This is a genomic window from Streptomyces sp. NPDC001709 (assembly GCF_053596375.1).
The window spans coordinates 100,032-117,304 of the sequence record NZ_JBSFGB010000027.1 but is presented as its reverse complement, the minus strand read 5'-3'; the positions used below and the strand labels follow the sequence as shown (position 1 = coordinate 117,304).

Sequence of the window (17,273 nt, the reverse complement as noted above, 5' to 3'; positions counted from 1 at the left end):
ACGGCGGGTGGCCCGCCGACGGGTACGACGCGGAGCACCCTCCTCGACCTCACCGCTCACCTCGGCGGCAGCGGCAACCTCGGCCACAGGAGCCTCGGCCTCGACGGCCGGAGCCTCCGCAGCAGGAGTCTCGGCGGCCTCCGGGGCACCGGCGGGCGCCGACACACGGCGGGTGGCCCGCCGACGGGTACGACGCGGAGCACCCTCCTCGACCTCACCGCTCACCTCGGCGGCAGCGGCAACCTCGGCCACAGGAGCCTCAGCCACGACGGCCGGAGCCTCCGCGGCAGGAGTCTCGGCGGCGGACTCGGCGGCCTTCGGCGCGCCGGCGGGCGCGGAGGCGCGGCGGGTCGCACGACGGCGCGGACGAGCGGCGGGCGCGGCCTCTTCGGCGGCTTCTTCCACGGCGGCGGCCGTCTCGACGACGGGCTGCTCCTGGGCTTTCTCGGCCTCGGCGGCAACGGCCGTACCGACCGCGGGGGCACCGGCGGGCGCGGACGCACGACGCGTGGCCCGGCGACGCGGACGGCCGGCGGACGCGGCCTCGGCGGGGGCAGCGGCCTCGGTGGCGGTCGCCTCCTCGGTCACGGAAGCCTCGGCGGTCGCGGGCGCCTCAGCAGCACCGGAAACGGCCTCCGAAGCGGCACCGGTCGACGCGGAGGCGCTGCGCGTGGCACGGCGGCGGACGCGGCGCGGCGCGGCCTCCTCGCCGACGACGACCTCGCCGCCCTCGGTGACGGCAGCGGGCTTCTCGGTCTCGGCCACGGCGGTCGCGGCCTGTACGAGGCTCTCGACGGCTTCGGCGGCCGACGGCGCCCCCGCGGGCGCGGATGCGCGGCGGGTGGCCCGGCGGCGCGTACGGCCGGCGGGAGCGGCTTCGTCGGCGGCAGCAGCCGGGACAGCCTCAGGGACCTCTGCAGTCTCAACGGTTTCTGCGGCCTCAGCAGTTTCTGCGGCCTCAGCGCTTTCCGCTGCTTCTGCAGTCTCTGCGCTTTCGTCGGCCTCTACGGCCTCGATCGCCTCCTGGGCCTCGTCGGGGTCCGCGGCCGGTATGGCCGGCACGGTGACCTCGGCGGACGCCTCGGCCGCGGCCGGCGGGCCCGCCGGGCGGGAGGCGGCACGGCGACGCCTGCGCGGCGGCAGGGTGTCGCTGGGAGTGTTCAGTTCGGAACCCTCATTGGGTTCGGTCGGCTCGAGCATGCGGGCATTTCTCCCGTCAGGCTCCCGGGCGCCGCGCCTGGTCCGGCGTCGGTCTCGAAGGACCGTCCGCCGTTGACGTCCACGGCCCGCGTGATCCGCGATGGCCGCCGTCCGGGGCGCGGGCGCCGCACGGGAGCACTCTGTGTCCTGTCTCGCCGGTTCCGTACGCCTTGTCGGTACGGCCTGGCGAAAGTCTTCTGGTCGGTGCGCTGCCCGACCCAGGTGGCTCCCGAGTACAAGGGCGGCGCTACGACGTCCGTCCCTACGCGGGACCTTCCGGCATCGGCGCCGTCGCGGCGGCGGCCGGTGCGGCCGTCAGGGCCTCGGCTGCCTCGCGGTCGGGCGCGAGCGGGTCGGTCACCGTGCCGGTCTCTTCATCGAACAGCCCCTGCGCCAGCCTGGTCACCGCTGCGGGGACCGGCGGCGCCAGGTCGGCCACGGCGCGGAGACCGGACAGGACGTCGTCGGGTCGTACGGCAGGCGTCACGTGCCGAACAACCAGCCGCAGTATCGCACAGGGCTGGTCGGTAGGCCTATCAGCCGGTGAACCGTGCGTTTCCAGACTCACCACGGCCGGGCGGGCGTCGAAGGTACGGACGCCGTTCTTGGTCATCCGCTGGACCTCGACGGACCCGGCCCCGTTGAAGGCTTCGACCGCGCGCCCGGCGTCTGCCGGGTCGACGCCGTCCAGCCGCAGCTCCCAGACGGAGGCCGTGAGCCGGTCGGCGAGGCCCGAGGTCCGTGCCTCGACCGCCTCGACGACGTCGAGCCCGGGGGGCAGCGACTCGTCGAGGAGGACGCGCAGGGTCTCCGGGTCGCGCGGTGCGGTGAGCGCGATCTCCAGGTACTCCGCCTCACTGCCCGTGCCGGTGGGTGCGGCATTGGCGTACGACACCTTCGGGTGCGGCGTGAATCCGGCCGAGTACGCCATGGGCACCTCGGCACGGCGCAGCGCACGCTCGAAAGCGCGCTGGAAGTCTCGGTGGCTGGTGAACCTCAGGCGGCCGCGCTTGGTGTAGCGCAGTCGGATGCGCTGCACCGCGGGTGCGGGCGGCGGGCCTTCGGGCTGTCGCTTGCCCAGTGTCCTAGTCCTTCGTGAGTGCGGTCCTACTGCTACCAAGAGTACGTGTCGCGGGCCCCTGAGGTTCCCGCCGGTCCACCGCGGCCGGCTGCCGCGGCTCGCCGAACAGCATCCGCCGGAAGTCTGCGCGGGCCTGCCGTACGGTCTCGCGGGCGCTGCCCAGTGCCTCGCGCACGGCCCGCCCCACCACGCGCGCGCCCTCGGCGACGGGCCGCAGGACGGCGTCCCGGACGAGGTGGCCGACCGTGGTGAGCACGGTCCGGTACACCCAGCGCAGCGGCTCCACGAAGATCCACCGGAAGAGGGTCCCGAGCGCGCGGCCGACGGCCCGCGAGATCCGTCCGGCGATCCGCCAGGCGTGCCCGAGGGCGTCGCCCACCTCGCGTGCCAGGACGGCGAGGAAGCGGCCGACGGGCGCCAGGGCCCAGCGCCACAACGCGAGGGCGGGCAGGACGAAGAGGACGCGGAGAATCCAGTACAGCGCGACCCCGATGCCGGCGGCGATCACGCCCAGCAGCCACCCCAGCCCTCGTACGCACCAGGCGACGGCACGCCCGACGGGCGCGAGGACCCGGTCGTACAGCCACCGCGCGGGGACGACGAGCAGATACCGGGCCAGCCAGGAGACGGCCGTGTACACGCCGATGCCCACGGCGGAGAGCAGGGCACCGATGCCCCGCAGCAGCCAGGTGACGACGTGCCCGATCGGGCACAGCACGCGCGCGTACACCCACGCGAGCCCGGCACCCGCCCCGCGCGCGAGCCAGGCGACGGCGTGCCCGACGGGGTTGAGGACGTACCGGTACAGCCACACGGCCGGTACGACGACGAGGACGGTGCCGAGCCAGGCGAGCGCCCTGCCGACGGGGACCAGGACATAGCGCCACAGGGCCGTGAACGGCCATACGAACAGGGCCGTTCCAACCCACAGCAGCGCCCGGCCGAGCGGCCTGAGCACGCTGTCCCGCAGAAACCTTCCGGTGACGACGAGCGCGTCCCACGCCATCCGCACCGGCACCACCAGCACCAGGACGACGATCCGCAAGGGGACACGGATCGCGACGGTGAGGCACCCTTCCGGCTGCCGGGGCTGGGGAGACGGCTTGTGCGGTTCCATACCGGGGTAGACGCCCGTGCCGCCCGTTCGGATCCGGCCGACGTCCAGGTCGTGAAGGTCAAGGATGTGTAGCCGCGGGTGCCGGAGCTGGTCGGCTCACCCGGGCAGGTTCAGCTGCCAGGAGACGCCGAACCGGTCGTTGACCCAGCCGAACTTGGCGCTGAAGCCGTGGTTTCCCAGCGGCATGAGCTCCGTGCCCTGCTCGGCGAGGGCCAGGTAGAGACGGTCGATCTCGGCCTCGTTCTCGCACTGCACGAACAGCGAGAACGCGGGGGTGAAGGTGAAGTCGTGTTTCGCGGGGCTGTCGATGCACATGAACTGCTCGCCGGCGAGCGAGAACGTCGCGTGCTGCACGCTCCCGTCCTTGCCGGGGCCATCGGCACCGTAGCGGGTGATGCCGACGACCTCGGCGTCGTCGAAGAGTGAGGTGTAGAAGGTCATCGCGTCCTCGGCGTTGCCCTCGAACATCAGGAACGGGGTGATCTTCTGCGACGTCGCGATCTCCATACGACTTGCTCCTTCGGCGCTGTCAGGCAGTCGGCATGGGGCCACGGTAGCGAGCAGCGGCGCCGGATCCCCAGGATGTGAAGCCAGGGGTGTCTAGGGGCCGAGTCAGGGGTGATCCCTGATGGAAGGGCGCCCCGGGTGCTGGATTCTCGTAGGCATGACGATCAAGCCTTCCTCCAGCCATCGTGCGACCGCCCGGGGGTCCCGGCGACGCACGCGAACGTGGGCGGCAGTGTCGTGCGCGGCCGCTACCGCCGTGGTCATCGGTGCGGCATCGCCCGCACCGGCCGCACCGGCCACGGCTGACGCGCACCGGGTCGCCGCAGCCCGACACGCTGACGGCTCACTGCCCGAGCTGGACCCCCAGGCGCTCCAGCAGGCGATCTCCAGCGCACCGGACCGGGTGACGGGGGTATCGGCGCAGGTCAACGGGCCGGCCGGACACTGGGCGGGGACATACGGAGTCGCCGACATCACGACGCGGCAGCCGGTTCCGGCCGACGGTCATTTCCGTCTCGGCAGCGTCACCAAGACCTTCATCGCCACCGTGGTCCTGCAGCTGACCGCCGAACACCGCGTCGACCTCGACCAGCCCGTCCAGCGCTACCTCCCGGACGTACTGCCTGCCTCCTACCCGCCGATTCCGGTTCGCACCCTGCTCGACTTCACCAGCAGCCTGCCCGAACTGACGGCCGACGACCTGCCGTCCACACCCGACGCCATCGTCCGGCACCGCTTCGACGACCACCCGCTGTCCGAGCTCGTCGCCAAGGCCGTCCGCCACGAACGGCCCTTCGCCGAGCCGGGCCACATGCAGGTCTACGGAGCCACCGGCTATTACGTCGCCGCCATGCTCGTCGAGAAGGTCACCGGCCACAGCTACGAGCAGGAGATCACCGATCGCATCCTGCGCCCGCTGCACCTGCGGTGCACCACCGCGCCCGAGACCGACCCCACGATCCCCGGCCCGCACGCCCACGGCTACCTCGCGGTCCCCCAGCCCGACGGGGGAAGCAGCCTGGCCGACGTCACCGAGCAGAACCCGCACGCCGGCGGCATGATCTCCACCACCGCCGACCTCGACCGCTTCCTGACGGCCCTGTTCCGGGGACGGCTCCTCGCACCCGCGCAGATGAAAGAACTGCTCACCGTCCCCGGCGTGGACTATCTGAACGGCGGTAAGAACGACCCGGGCCAGGGCAAGGCCTACTACAGCGCCGGCCTGATGCGCGCCACGGTTCCGGGCCGCGACGGCCGCCCCGGCGTGACGGTGTGGGGCAAGACCGGCAGCACCTACGGCTACACCGACGGCATGTTCACCACACCCGACCTCCGCCGCCGCCTGGTCTACTCCTTCAACCCCGTCACCGGCGGAGGCAACGACATGGCCCTGGTCAACCAGATCATCGGAGCCGCCTTCGCCTCATGAGCGGCTGACACTTCCGTCCACCGCCGGGAAGCCGGCGAGCCCCCGCTCCCCAGGCTGTCGCAGCCCGGGAAGGTCCCCACCGTGGCCGGGGCAGTACGTCAGTGCTCGGTGCCGGCCCAGGCTCGGATCGCCTGCGCATGTTCACGGATCAGGGACATCCGGGCCTCCCACTCCTCTCCGCTCCGATGGTCGGGGTGGGCGGTGATCTGGCCTCCGTGCTTGCGGTAGGCAAGTCCGGTCTCGCCGATGAACCATCCGTCCGCCAGGGCGTCCAGACCGAGGAGGAGTCCGGTGTCGCCGGAGGCAGGCAGGGCCATCCAGCCGCCCAGCAGTGCCAGCAGGGAGCGCCTGACGCACAGTGTGGCGGGGTGGACCTGTGGGCGGTGATGCTCGGTCCAGAAGCCGAACGCGCTTCCCCTGGGGAGCCGGCCCGGTTGCGGATCGCTCAATTCGAAGGAGACAGTGCTGCCGTCCTCGAGGAGATCGACGACCCGCGACGTGGTCCAGCCGATCGAGGCATGTTCCTCCAGCACGGCGATGTCACGTGCGAGGGTGCCGGGGGTGAGCTGGTCGTCGGAGTCCAGGGTCTTCACGTAGGTACCGGTCGAGCGCGCGAATGCCATGGTGCGTGCCACGTGGGGGCCGCCGGCGCGGGACGCCGAAATCCGGATCCGTGGATCGTCGGCGGGTAGATGCGACTGTGCGCGGACGTCGCTGCCGTCTTCCTGTACGCACCACTCCCATGACCATCCGCCGGGAAGGTCCTGGCACAGCAGAGAGGCGTAGGCGTCGGGAAGGAAACGGACAGCGCCGCTGTGTACGGGGGTAACGATGGAGACGACGTTCACGAAGTCTCTTCCTGGTTCGCGGGACGCTGGGCAGGGGACCAGTGCCGGCCGGGGGCACGCAGCGCCGTCGGCCTGGACAGGAGAACCTCGTCGATGGGCGGCGACGTCGGCTGGGGAACAGCCTCGCACAGCAGCCGAGGCTCCTGCGAGGCCGGTGTTGGATGCGTCGCTCGATCGGCACGCGCGTAGGGCTCACTCCCACATCCGCGCTACCTCGCTGCTCCACCCCGTGCGCGGTGACCTCCTTCATGCATGGCGCACACCTGGACATGCGAACTGTCGCTCTCGGTCAGGAGTCGCCCGTCTCTTGGCCCGTGTCCGTCATGCGGCGGGCCGACGCCTCTGCCCGGTCGGCATGGGCCAGAAGGCGGTCTCGACTGCGAGGCCACCACATCAGGTCAGCCAGGAAGAGCACGACCACCAGCCACGAGGCGATGGTCTCGCCGGTGGAACCCATCACGGTGTCGTACACGGCGAGAGCGACCGCGAACGCGGTGACGAGCAGGACGACCCAGCGGCGCAGCCGGTCCTCCTCTGCGGTCCGGCGCAGGGCGCCGGCGTACTCCACGACCAAGGGGGCCAGCCGGGGATCGTCGACGGCCTCGCCTCGCCGGGTGGCGCGTACCACGGCGGCGCGGTCGGCGCGGTTCATGCCCTTGGCCGCAGGCCAGATCCTGTCCATCCGGCGCGCCACTCGGGTCCCGTAGAACAGGCTCAGCACCACAAAGACCACCATGGCGGCCGCCCATGACTGCGCCTCGACGAGAGCGAAAGCCCCGAAGAAGACGCCGGCGGCAAGGCCCACGCCCGCGGCCCGGCCCACCGACCCCCGCTGCCACATCCAGCCCGGAACGAGAATCACCCGTTCACGGTGGCCATCACCCGTCAAGGACGCAACCACCGCACCGGCACGTCACCCCCAGCACACGCACACGGCGTACCACAGCGGACAGGGGCTGGAGAGCCACCTCGGCCGCGAGCTGTTCGAACGCCGGGCGCGCGCGGGGTGCCGACCCCAGCGGACGCCGCAGCAACTTCTTGCCAGCCGGGACGATTTATACGGTCCTATCCACCAAGTCGGCTGTGGCTCAGGTCAGTTGAGGGCAAACTCTTACCTGAAACACACCATAGAACTTCAATTTTTCCCTAAAGTCTTGGCATGGGAATTCTCATACCACGGCTCGCCCCGACGCTCGTGTGCGCGCTGACCTTCGCCGTGATCTTCGTCTGCCTGTCCAGGATCCTTCTGCCTCGGATCAACAAGGTCCTTGCCGAACGACGCGACGCCATCGACGGTCAGAGGGAACAAGCCGAGCGGACAGCGATCGAGGCCGGTGAGGTCCTCGCCAAGTACCGCGAGGAACTGGCCGAAGCCCGGCACGAGGCGGCTCGCCTGCGTCAGGAATCCTTGGAGCAGGGCACGCAACTGATCACTGAGATCCGCGCCGAGGCCTTGCGGGAACGCGAGACGATGATTGCGGAAGCTCAGGCACGGCTCGCGACCGACCGGGTGATCGCGGAAACAGAACTTCGCGGTGTCGTCGTGTCGTTGGCCACGGAGCTGGCCGGCCGGGTAGTCGGCGAGCCCATCGACAGCGTCGCCCGGGAAAGCAACATCGTGGACCGCTTCTTTTCCGACCTCGATGCCCGAAGCAGGGCCGGCTTGCAGTAGTCCTCGTACCTCACACCACCGGCAGAGGCTGTTCGGTCCAGATGGACTTGCCGGTTCGGGTGTGCCGCGTGCCCCAGCGCCGGCAGAGGGCGGAGATGAGCTGCAGACCTCGGCCACCCTCGTCGGTGACGGAGGTGTGGCGGATGTGCGGGGTGGTCGGGCTGGCGTCGGAGACTTCGCAGATCAATGAGCGGCTGCGGAGCAAGCGCAGCCGGATGGGGCCGCAGGCGTGCCGGACGACGTTCCCGACCAGTTCGCTGACCAGGAGCTCGGTGGTCATGATCAGGTCCTCATCGGCCAGGTCCCAGTCGGTGAGCTGGGCGCGGACCAGCTCACGGGCACGGCCTGCCGCCATCGGGTCCTCCGGCAACGGCCACTCCGCGACATTCTCCGCGTCCAGCGGGTGGGTGCGGGCCAGCAGCAGGGCGGCGTCGTCCACCAGCGCGCCTTGGGCGGGGAGGAGAGCAGAGGTGAGGGTGGTGCAGAGGGCGTCCAGGTCGGACGCGTCCGCCAGTGAGGTCGGCATGGCGTTCACGGACTGGAAGAGGAGCTCGGCGAGGCGGCTCATGCCGGTGGTGACGTCCCTGTCCTTGCTCTCGACCAGGCCGTCGCTGTAGAGGGCGAGCAGACTGTCGGCGGGCAGCAGCGTCTCGAGGGTTTCGAAGGGGGGAGCGGCCACCCCCAGTGGCGGGTCCGGCGTCATGGGCAGGAAGGTGACGGGGCCGCCGGGGTGGGCCACCGCCGGGGGCGGATGACCGGCGCTGGCGTACGACAGACGCCGGGTCACCGGGTCGTAGATGCCGTACAGGCAGGTCGCGAAGGCATCGTTACCCAGGTCGCCGACAATGGCGTTGAGGTGCTCCAGGATTTCGTCGGGTGGCAGCTCCAGCTCCGAGAGGGTCCGCACGGCCGTGCGGAGCCCGCCCATCGTGGCGGCCTCGGCCATGCCGTGGCCCATGACGTCGCCGATCACGAGCGCCACCCGGGCCGCGGACAGCGGGATCACGTCGTACCAGTCGCCGCCGACGTCGGCCCCCTGTTTGGCCGGCTGGTAGCGCGCCGCCGTCGTCACCTCGGGCAGCTCGGGCAGGGCCCGCGGCAGCAGGCTGCGCTGGAGGGTGCGGGCCCGGGTCGTCGCCTCGTCATAGAGCCCGGCCCGTTCCAGGGCCTGCGCGATCAGTCCGCTGAGCGCGGTCAGCAGTGTTCGTTCGTCATCGTTCAGCATCCGCGGTCGGCCGAAGGAGATCACCGCCGCGCCGATCTCGCGCCCCGACACCGCCAGCGGCAGAAAGGCCCACGCCTGCTTGCCGCCCTCCCGGATCAGGACCTCGGTGTTCGGGTATCGCTGCAGGAACTCCTCCGGGGAGGAGATGAAGAGCGTGGTGCGGGTGCGCAGGGCGTCCCCCACCGGGCTGGTGGTGTCCCTCACCGTCCACTGCCCGTCCAGAAGTCGGGTGAAGCGCTCCGAATAACCCCGGGAACCGACCACGGTCAGCCGGTCGCCGACCACGCCGAGCATGACGAGTCCGGTGGCCCCGAGGGGTGTCATCACGCCGTCGGCCACCGCCGCCATCACGTCCTGGGCCGTGACGGCCTCGGCCAGCTCCCGCGTGATCCGCTGCACCAGGGCCGCGCGCTCCGTGGCCGCCCGCTCCGCCGCGGCACGCTCGATCTCCCGCAGATGCCGCTCGGTGGTGTCGGTGATGTAGAGCGTGAGGCCTTGCGGCACCGGCACCAGCCGCAGGTGGTACCAGGACGCCCCGTCCGGCCCCGGTACGTCGAATCCGGCCGGTTGGCCCTCAGCCGCCGTGGCTCGGCACCGTTGCTCCAGCCCCGGCACGGCATGCAGCGCGGGAATGTCCCAGAGCAGGGCTCCGGCCACATCTCCCGCGGCGCCGAAGAGCCGCTCGGCGGCCTGATTGAGGAATCCGATGCGCCAGTCCGTGTCCAGGGAGACGAAGCCGTCGCTCATGTGTCGCAGCGCCCGCCCCACCGACTCGGCGGCGGTGTGCGTCTCGCTGCTGTCCCGGAGGGTGCCGATCACCTTCGCCGGTGTCCCCTCCTCGTCCGTGAGCGTCCGGGCGCGAGCCTCGATCCAGAGGTACGTGCCGTCCTGGCGCCGGACCCGGTACTCGTCCTGGAAGCCGCCACGGAGCTGGATGCCCATGTCGAAGCCGCTGACCGCCCCCGGCAGGTCGTCCGGGTGGATCAGCGCCGCCCACGCCTCGATGCCGCCGGCCATCACCGCCGGATCGATGCCGCCCAGCACCTCCTCGACGGGTCGGTCGGCGGTCAGATCGCCGGTACGCAGGTCCCAGGTGTACGTGATGGACGGCACCCCTTCCGCGTCCCGCGGGGGTGTCTCCCGTTCGGCGTCCCACGGGGGAGTCTCCCGCGGTCCCGGCCCGTTCTCCAGGGCGCGCAACAGGGTGGGGGACGGATTCAGGATCCCGGACGACCTGAGCCTCTCGGACATCCATGCCGCCACCTCGCTCAGAAAGGCGCACTCCGCCGCGCCGGGCTCGTCGCCCGGGGCGAACAGGACCGAGAGCGCGCCCCGTCGCCGGCCACCCGGAATGGGGACGGCCAGGTGAGCGATGCCGGCGGGGACTCGGGAAGGCCACAGGGCGGCGGGGTCCCGGCCGGGCACCGGGTCGGGCGGGGCCAGGTCGGGCTGCCACGTGAGGGTGTCCTCGCGGGCGGCCCTGCTGGGCGGCGCCGTGCCCCGTGCCGGGATGATCAGCCAGGGCCGGACCATCGACTCCGGCAGGCCGCTGTCGGCGACCAGGTAGAGGATGCCGCTCATGCCGCCGCCCGGGAGATGAACCATGCCGCCCAGGCCGTGCACCTCGGCCACCGCCTGCTGCAGCGCGGTCAGCAGCACTTCGACATCGCGCCGGTCCCTGTCCACGGCGTCGAGCAGCCGCATCCGCATGAGGTGCCGCTCCGAGAGCCGTACGTTCTGTACGGTCCCCGAGCCCCGCGGGTTGTGCAGCGGCTGAGAGGAGCGGGGCATGGACGGCTCGGTGTCGCGCGTATCGCCGGCTCTGGAATTCACCACTGTCGACAGTCACCTCCGCACGCCCCCTGGGCCGCATGGGTTCGGATGCGCACCTGCGGCGATCTACATCCGGGAAATCAATCTCAATCGGGCCAACTTAAGTGATTTCACCCGCTTGAGGGAACCGCTCGCATCACTTGACGGAAAGTGGGACCAGCTCACCCTTTGTCACCATTGAGGCTTTGGACTTGTGCGCCCGGAAGATCCGCATTGTCACGCCGTCGCCCGCTGGTGGGCCTCGGGTGCTGCTGCCGTTCAGCCCAGGATCTGTCCGCGAATGCGCCGGGAGGGCGTGAATGCGTAGAGGTCGAGCACCCCGGGCGGGTCGGCCAGCCCGGGGCCACCAGCGGCGATCCATGCGGCGATGTCATCGATGGCGTCAGGGTCGTTGACCAACCCCAGCCATACGGGCCGCCCGCCGGCAGCCCGCCCTTCGGCAGAGGGCTGGACGACCATGACGTTGGCGTGCTCGCAGGCGTCGAGGCAGCCGGTCAGCCTGACCTGCGCGGTTCCGGGAAGCGCCCGCCGCAGTCGAGCGAGCTGCCCGGCATGGTCCAGGTCGGGGATCTTCTCCGTGCCGCAGCAACAGCCACGGCACACGGTGACTGTGCAGCGGGCCGCTGCCGTGGAGGGGGCGGCCCTGCGGGCGCGACGGCTCACCGGTCCATCCCGGTGTGGATGCGGCGCCATGCGCCGTCGGCCAGCAGGCGCAGGCCGTTGAGGCCGACGATGACGGTGGAACCCTCGTGTCCGGCGACACCCAGCGGCAGCGGAAGGTGGCCGACCAGGTCCCAGATGACCAGGCCGGTGATGAACACCGCGGCGATCACCAGGTTCTGCACCACCAGACGGCGGGCCCGCCGGGAGAGCCCGATCACGGTGGGGATGGTCGCCAGTTCATCGCGCACCACCACGGCATCGGCGGTCTCCAGGGCCAGATCGGAGCCTGCTCGGCCCATGGCGATGCCGGTGTGCGCGGCAGCCAGGGCGGGGGCGTCATTGACGCCGTCACCCACCACGAGAACCTTCCGCCCGGCCTGCTCCAGTTCCCGCACCGCGGTGACCTTGTCCTGCGGCAACAGACCGGCACGCACGTCCACGATGCCGACCTCCGCGGCCAGCCGCTTTGCGGCGCGCGGGTTGTCACCCGTGACCAGCACCGGAGCGGCGCCGATCAGGCGGCCCAGCGCGGCGGTGGTGGCCGCGGCCTCCTCGCGCAGCCGGTCGGCGATGCCCAGCACACCCACCGGCGCGCCGTCAGATGTGACCAGTACCGCGGTACGGCCTTCCTCCTCCAGTCCGGCGGCGACCGCGGCCAACGGGTGAGTGCTGTCAAGCAGGCGAGCCGGGCTGCCTACCGCGATCGCACGACCGTCCACCGTCGCGGTGACGCCAGTGCCTGGTGCGGAGGCGAAGTCCTCCGCCAGCGGAATGCCGAGGTCGCGGGCGTGGGCGGCATCCACGATGGCGCGGGCCAGCGGATGCTCGCTAGGGCGTTCGGCCGCTGCCGCCAGCCGCAGCAGTTCCCGCTCGCTCAGGCCGGAACCGGCCAACGGGCGAATGTCGCTGACCCGCGGGGTGCCCTCGGTCAGGGTCCCGGTCTTGTCCAGCGCCACGGCATCCACCTGACCGAGCCGTTCCATGACCACGGCCGACTTCACCAGCACGCCCTGACGTCCGGCATTGGCGATCGCCGACAGCAGGGGCGGCATGGTGGCCAGCACCACCGCACACGGCGAAGCGACGATCATGAAGGTCATCGCGCGCAGCAGCGTGGACCGGACGTCGGCGCCGAACAGCAGCGGCAGGACGAACAGCGCCACTGTGGCAGCGACCATGCCCAGGGAATAGCGCTGCTCGATCTTCTCGATGAACAACTGCGTGGGTGCCTTGGTCCCGGAGGCCTCCTCGACCATGGCCACGATCCGTGAGATCACCGAGTCGGACGGGTCCCGCTCCACCTTCACCCGCAGTGCGCCCGTGCCGTTCAGAGTGCCGGCGAACACCTCGTCCCCGGCCTCCTTGGCCACCGGCAGCGGCTCACCGGTGATGGTGGCCTGGTCGACCTCGCTCGCTCCGTCCAGGACGCGGCCATCAGCTCCGACCCGCTCGCCGGGACGCACCACAATCGTGTCCCCGACGGCCAACTGTCCGGTGGGCACCTCGGATTCGGACCCGTCGTCGCTCAGGCGGGTCGCGGTAGCGGGCGCCAGATCGAGCAGGCCGCGGACCGAATCGACGGTGCGGGCGGTGGCGATGGCCTCCAGCGCGCCGGAGGTGGCGAAGATGACGATCAGAAGCGCTCCGTCCAGCACCTGCCCGATCGCCGCCGCTCCGAGCGCGGCGACGACCATGAGCAGATCCACGTCCAGGGTCTTGTCCTTGAGCGCCTGCAGGCCGGCCCAGCCGGGCTCCCAGCCGCCAGTGACGTAGACAGCCGCGAACAGCGGCCCCCACGACCATGCAGGTTCCCCCGCCAGACGGAGCGGCAGTGCGACCAGGAACAGCACCAGGGCGGCAGCCGCCCACCGGGCCTCGGGCAACGCGAAGATCCTCGTGCGCCGCCGGGGCGCCACCGTCTCGCGGGCGGCGCCGGTCTCGGCCGGGCGGGTGAGGGTGGAAGACATGGGAACGCGGTCCTTCGCAGGTTCGGGCGCGACGATCGACCCCACCACCGTAACAGGAACGAATGAAGAGGCATTCATGTATTCATGTGTGGTGCCGTAGCATGGGCGCATGGGTCACGGAGCCGCACCGCCAACCGGAAGCGTCCCGCGCAAACACCTGGACGCCGCCAGTGCCGCCAAGGTCGCCACCACCCTCCAGGCGCTGGCGACTCCCTCGCGGCTGCTCATCCTCGCGCGGCTACGCGAGGGCCCTCTTCCGGCAACCGAACTGGCGGCGGAAGTCGAGATGGAGCAGTCCGCCTGTTCCCACCAATTGCGACTGCTCCGCAACCTCGGCCTCGTCGTCGGCACTCGTAAAGGCCGGTCGGTGGTGTACTCCCTCTACGACAACCACGTCGCCGCACTCCTCGACCAGGCCCTCTACCACGTCGAACACCTCCGCCTCGGTTTGAGCGACACCCCGGCCACCGTTGAAGACTCGGAGCCGGAGCCGGTCGCAGCGCCGAACGCCTAGTCGACGGCCCGATCACCCGAACCGCCACGAGCGCGCGAAACAAACGAGCCCCTTCCCTGGATCGGGAAGGGGCTCAGTCGGCTGAGCGGCCATCAGAAGCGCGGCCGGGACGACCACGTCGGCAGCGAGGGGCGAGGACGCGGAACGCCTGCCGTAGCCGGTACGGCAGCCACCTCGTCCTCGCTCAGCCCCGCCAAGACGCGAATCACCCGATCGAGCGCCCCACTCGCCTCAGTGCGCGTGACCGCTCGAAGCCGGCGCCTTACCAGCGTTCTTGACCGTCAACGGGAGCAGCTTCTTGCCGGTCGGGCCGATCTGGATGTGGGTGTCCCTCTGCGGACAAGGCGCGCAGCGCACTGTGAGTTGTAGAGTCTGGAACATCTGAGTGATGGTGTTGACAGCAGCATCCGACCGGTTTTCATACCGAGTTGAGACGGAGACGCACGTATTGCTGGCACCTTCATCGTGCCACTCCACAAGAGTCACGTCTCCCTGGGGAGCCTTGACGGCACTGGTGGCAGCCGCTGGCGGTGAACTGATGATCGCGGGTGGGGACGGGTCACAGCTGGCTTTGGCGCGCCGGTAGCGCACCCGCCCAGGCAAACAAGCACTACCAAGAGTCCCAGGGACGCGCCTGGGACGGATATTCGCAAGCGAGGCAAAGCATCCCCTTCGAGAGGCGCCGGAGGATGGGTGAGCGGATTGTTGCTTTGTACGTGGATCCGGCAGCGGACTGCCCAAAACACCAACGAGCCCCCTCCCGGTCAGGGAAGGGGCTCAACGGGTCACACAGTCACACACAGCCTGGACACGGCCCTCAAACCCGCCTCAACCACCCGATCGAGTGCCTCGCCCACGTCAGTGCGCATGGCCACCCGAAGCCGGCGCTGGCCCACCGTTCTTGACCGTCAAAGGAAGCAACTTCTTCCCGGTCGGGCCGATTTATATGGCCGTGCCCATCTGCGGACAGATAGCCACCCACATCCGCCCTCTGCCGAGACGAGGGTGGTCGCCCACCTCCTCTCGCCGCCGCCTTCGTCGCTCCCTTGGCCGGCGCTCCTCGGGGACCGACAGCCTGGTCCCCGCCGCTCCCCGTGGTTACCCGCACAATCTGGCACGTGTCCGGCACGGGCGCGGTTGTCGGCTCTGCCTCGGATTACTCGTAGGTGGTCGCAGCTCGTAGAGCTCGTGCGAAGAAGCTCCAGTCCCCGACGAAGGCAGCCAGGTCTTCTCTGCTGCCGACATGGTCAGGAGAAGTGGTCATGAGCGGCACCCTACTTGGCACGCTCGTGGTTGGAGGGGGCTGGCGAACACCGCTTTAGGAGTTCGATCCGAGCCTGCTCCGGCTCCGGTCGGCGACTGGGGCGATAGTCGGACAGAGACGCTGGTGTACGCCTCCGTCCGACGTCCTTGATGTCAGCCGTGGATGTCAGAGCCTCTGTACCGATCACTCCAGCTTCCGCGAAGGCGGCGACGGGTCGTTGGTCACTGGCGAGCGGCCTCGGACGGCTCAGGGACGAGGCAATGATCAATCGCCGGACGTCCGCCACTCGTCCAGGCGGACCCGCACCTGGCAGTTGTGCGGGTGCCAGAACACCTCGCCCCCGACAGAGGCTCCGAGAGCAGGCAGCTCCATGCCGGGGCGCTCCGGGGTTGTCCCCGAGAAGAAATGCCCGAAGTCGGGCATACTGATCCGAGGGGGCAGACATTCGAGCTTCGGGTGAGGGGCAGTGCCGAGTATCCGAAGGGTGTCGTTCTATGAAGTACAGGGCCTTCATCATCGGAATGGTGACCGTCGCGCTGGCCGCATGCGGCGGCGGAAATGGCGCCGGCAAGATGACACCGAAGCAGGTCTTTGATCGGGCGTCCCCAGCGACTGTGGAGCTGCACGGCAACAGCGGCGGCGAAGAATCCGGCGGTACCGGATTTATCTACGACGCCGGCAAGGGTCTCATCCTGACCAACGCGCATGTCGTGCAAGGCCTTACTACGCTGAAGGCCAGGCTCAATGACCAAAGCGATGTTCCTGTGCGGGTCCTCGGCATTAATCCCTGCGAGGACGTGGCGGTCCTCACGTTCACCCAACCGCAGTCGAACCTGAAGCAAATCCCGTTGGGTGACAGCAGCACGGTTCAAAGCGCCGACGATGTGACCGCCCTTGGCTACCCGGCGTCCTACAGTGACCCGACGCACGAGAAAATCGTCTTCACCAGCGGTGTAGTTCAGACTCCGGACGTTGCCGCGTCCCCAGACGACTCGCTGCCCAAGTACTCATCCACGATCCAGCATTCCGCCACCATCAACTACGGAAATTCTGGTGGCCCCTTGCTCAACGACAAGGGGCAAGTGGTGGGCATCAATACCCTTACTAATCTCGGTACTGGAGAGCAGCCTGTTCAGGGGCAGTTTTACGCCATCAGTATCAACCACGTCAAACCATTGCTCAGCACCCTTGCCTCGGGCAAGGATGAGAACAATGCGGGCTGGATACTCTACCCCGTGTCACAGCTAAAAATGACTGACACCTTCAAATCCCTTGACCTCGGCGGCTCGGCGGACGCCGAGAAGGCTCAACAGCTCATTGACAAGAACAAAATCAATGGCATGTTTGTGTGGAGCGTCGACGAGAACTCTCCAGCTGAAAAGGCCAATCTCGGGACCGGAGACCTGATCGCTGACATCAAGGGCACACCCGTTTCCACGATGGCGCAGGTCTGCGACATCCTGCAATCTGCCCCGCCTGGTGAAACCCTCAAGACCGAGGGTGTCTACATCGTCAGCAACCAGCCTCAGCAACCCTTCGGTCAGGCATGGGAAGCCGACCTCGTCATCAAATGACATCGGTGCGATGAGCGCGCTGTACCCGCCGCAGTGTCAGGCTTTGGCCTGGAGCTGCTTGGAGCCGACCGCCCCAGCCACGACGGAGCCTTTCTCTGACAGTAAAGAGTTGTAACTCAGCTGTGTTTGGACGGCTCGACAGCACCAAGCCACGGACCCACATGCCACTGCGTACCAACGAGCCCCCTCCCAGTCAGGAAAGGGGGCTCAGGGGCCACACATTCCCGCACAAGCCTGGAACAGACCTCAGACCCACTCCACCTCGGAGACGATGTGTGGGGAACGTCCAGGGCTCGGCAGCGGCGCCGGCAGGCGAGGACCCGAAGCCACGACCGCAGCCGGCGCGGCGGCTACCTCCTCCTCGCTCGCCCCCGCCGGC

General features: G+C 69.7%; 13 protein-coding genes and 1 pseudogene. 5 read left to right on the top strand and 9 right to left on the bottom strand.

Features of this window, described 5'->3' with window-relative positions; all coding sequences use genetic code 11:
• The 4 genes and pseudogenes from ACWC0C_RS32840 to ACWC0C_RS32825 form a co-directional block, all read right to left on the bottom strand.
• Positions 1 to 1,200: pseudogene (locus ACWC0C_RS32840) on the bottom strand (Rne/Rng family ribonuclease); the annotation flags it as partial.
• 262 nt (positions 1,201 to 1,462) lie between these two features.
• Positions 1,463 to 2,239, bottom strand: a complete 777-nt coding sequence (locus tag ACWC0C_RS32835; protein ID WP_449195111.1) for a TIGR03936 family radical SAM-associated protein — start codon at positions 2,237 to 2,239, stop codon at positions 1,463 to 1,465.
• Between the two features lie 46 nt (positions 2,240 to 2,285).
• Positions 2,286 to 3,398, bottom strand: a complete 1,113-nt coding sequence (locus tag ACWC0C_RS32830; RefSeq protein WP_450867733.1) for a hypothetical protein — start codon at positions 3,396 to 3,398, stop codon at positions 2,286 to 2,288.
• A gap of 96 nt (positions 3,399 to 3,494) precedes the next feature.
• Positions 3,495 to 3,905, bottom strand: coding sequence for a VOC family protein (locus tag ACWC0C_RS32825; protein ID WP_450867732.1), 411 nt, complete (start codon positions 3,903 to 3,905; stop codon positions 3,495 to 3,497).
• 256 nt (positions 3,906 to 4,161) lie between these two features.
• On the opposite strand from ACWC0C_RS32825, the gene ACWC0C_RS32820 reads away from it, so the two are divergent.
• Positions 4,162 to 5,334, top strand: a complete 1,173-nt coding sequence (locus ACWC0C_RS32820) for a serine hydrolase domain-containing protein (RefSeq protein WP_450867730.1) — start codon at positions 4,162 to 4,164, stop codon at positions 5,332 to 5,334.
• 98 nt (positions 5,335 to 5,432) lie between these two features.
• On the opposite strand, the gene ACWC0C_RS32815 is transcribed toward ACWC0C_RS32820, so the two are convergent.
• Together ACWC0C_RS32815 and ACWC0C_RS32810 are read right to left on the bottom strand one after the other, a co-directional pair.
• On the bottom strand, positions 5,433 to 6,182 hold the full coding sequence (locus ACWC0C_RS32815) for a glycosyltransferase family 2 protein (protein ID WP_450867728.1): 750 nt from the start codon (positions 6,180 to 6,182) through the stop codon (positions 5,433 to 5,435).
• Between the two features lie 289 nt (positions 6,183 to 6,471).
• A complete protein-coding gene (locus ACWC0C_RS32810) occupies positions 6,472 to 7,044 on the bottom strand; it encodes a hypothetical protein (RefSeq protein ID WP_450867727.1) in 573 nt (190 codons plus the stop codon).
• A 297-nt stretch (positions 7,045 to 7,341) separates the two neighbouring features.
• On the opposite strand from ACWC0C_RS32810, the gene atpF reads away from it, so the two are divergent.
• Complete coding sequence (atpF, locus tag ACWC0C_RS32805; RefSeq protein WP_449195116.1) at positions 7,342 to 7,854, top strand: F0F1 ATP synthase subunit B; 513 nt, start codon at positions 7,342 to 7,344, stop codon at positions 7,852 to 7,854.
• Positions 7,855 to 7,864: 10 nt separating this feature from the next.
• Here the strand turns inward: atpF and ACWC0C_RS32800 are convergent, their stop codons facing one another.
• Positions 7,865 to 10,870 (bottom strand): SpoIIE family protein phosphatase, encoded by a 3,006-nt coding sequence (locus ACWC0C_RS32800; RefSeq protein WP_450867725.1) that lies wholly within the window; start codon positions 10,868 to 10,870, stop codon positions 7,865 to 7,867.
• Here ACWC0C_RS32800 and ACWC0C_RS32795 point away from each other — a divergent pair.
• Positions 10,869 to 11,093 carry a hypothetical protein gene (locus ACWC0C_RS32795; protein WP_449195118.1) on the top strand — a complete coding sequence of 75 codons (225 nt, stop codon included), beginning with the start codon at positions 10,869 to 10,871 and terminating at the stop codon, positions 11,091 to 11,093. The genes ACWC0C_RS32800 and ACWC0C_RS32795 overlap by 2 nt on opposite strands.
• A 77-nt stretch (positions 11,094 to 11,170) precedes the next feature.
• On the opposite strand, the gene ACWC0C_RS32790 is transcribed toward ACWC0C_RS32795, so the two are convergent.
• Positions 11,171 to 11,575, bottom strand: coding sequence for a (2Fe-2S) ferredoxin domain-containing protein (locus tag ACWC0C_RS32790; protein WP_450867724.1), 405 nt, complete (start codon positions 11,573 to 11,575; stop codon positions 11,171 to 11,173).
• Positions 11,572 to 13,542, bottom strand: a complete 1,971-nt coding sequence (locus ACWC0C_RS32785) for a heavy metal translocating P-type ATPase (protein ID WP_450867722.1) — start codon at positions 13,540 to 13,542, stop codon at positions 11,572 to 11,574. The genes ACWC0C_RS32790 and ACWC0C_RS32785 overlap by 4 nt, the downstream gene beginning before the upstream one ends.
• A 109-nt stretch (positions 13,543 to 13,651) precedes the next feature.
• On the opposite strand from ACWC0C_RS32785, the gene ACWC0C_RS32780 reads away from it, so the two are divergent.
• Positions 13,652 to 14,056 (top strand): ArsR/SmtB family transcription factor, encoded by a 405-nt coding sequence (locus ACWC0C_RS32780; RefSeq protein ID WP_449195121.1) that lies wholly within the window; start codon positions 13,652 to 13,654, stop codon positions 14,054 to 14,056.
• A gap of 1,758 nt (positions 14,057 to 15,814) precedes the next feature.
• Entirely contained in the window at positions 15,815 to 16,894 is a 1,080-nt protein-coding gene (locus ACWC0C_RS32775; RefSeq protein WP_450867720.1) for a S1C family serine protease, read from the top strand.
• Positions 16,895 to 17,273: the final 379 nt, after the last annotated feature.

What these genes read in the sequence shown, in the direction of transcription:
- ACWC0C_RS32830 (WP_450867733.1), bottom strand. Translation starts at nt 3,398, where the DNA reads ATGGAACCGCACAAGCCGTCTCCCCAGCCCCGGCAGCCGGAAGGGTGC.
- ACWC0C_RS32825 (WP_450867732.1), bottom strand. Translation starts at nt 3,905, where the DNA reads ATGGAGATCGCGACGTCGCAGAAGATCACCCCGTTCCTGATGTTCGAG.
- atpF (WP_449195116.1), top strand. Translation starts at nt 7,342, where the DNA reads ATGGGAATTCTCATACCACGGCTCGCCCCGACGCTCGTGTGCGCGCTG.
- ACWC0C_RS32795 (WP_449195118.1), top strand. Translation starts at nt 10,869, where the DNA reads ATGGACGGCTCGGTGTCGCGCGTATCGCCGGCTCTGGAATTCACCACT.
- ACWC0C_RS32800 (WP_450867725.1), bottom strand. Translation starts at nt 10,870, where the DNA reads ATGCCCCGCTCCTCTCAGCCGCTGCACAACCCGCGGGGCTCGGGGACC.
- ACWC0C_RS32785 (WP_450867722.1), bottom strand. Translation starts at nt 13,542, where the DNA reads ATGTCTTCCACCCTCACCCGCCCGGCCGAGACCGGCGCCGCCCGCGAG.
- ACWC0C_RS32780 (WP_449195121.1), top strand. Translation starts at nt 13,652, where the DNA reads ATGGGTCACGGAGCCGCACCGCCAACCGGAAGCGTCCCGCGCAAACAC.
- ACWC0C_RS32775 (WP_450867720.1), top strand. Translation starts at nt 15,815, where the DNA reads ATGAAGTACAGGGCCTTCATCATCGGAATGGTGACCGTCGCGCTGGCC.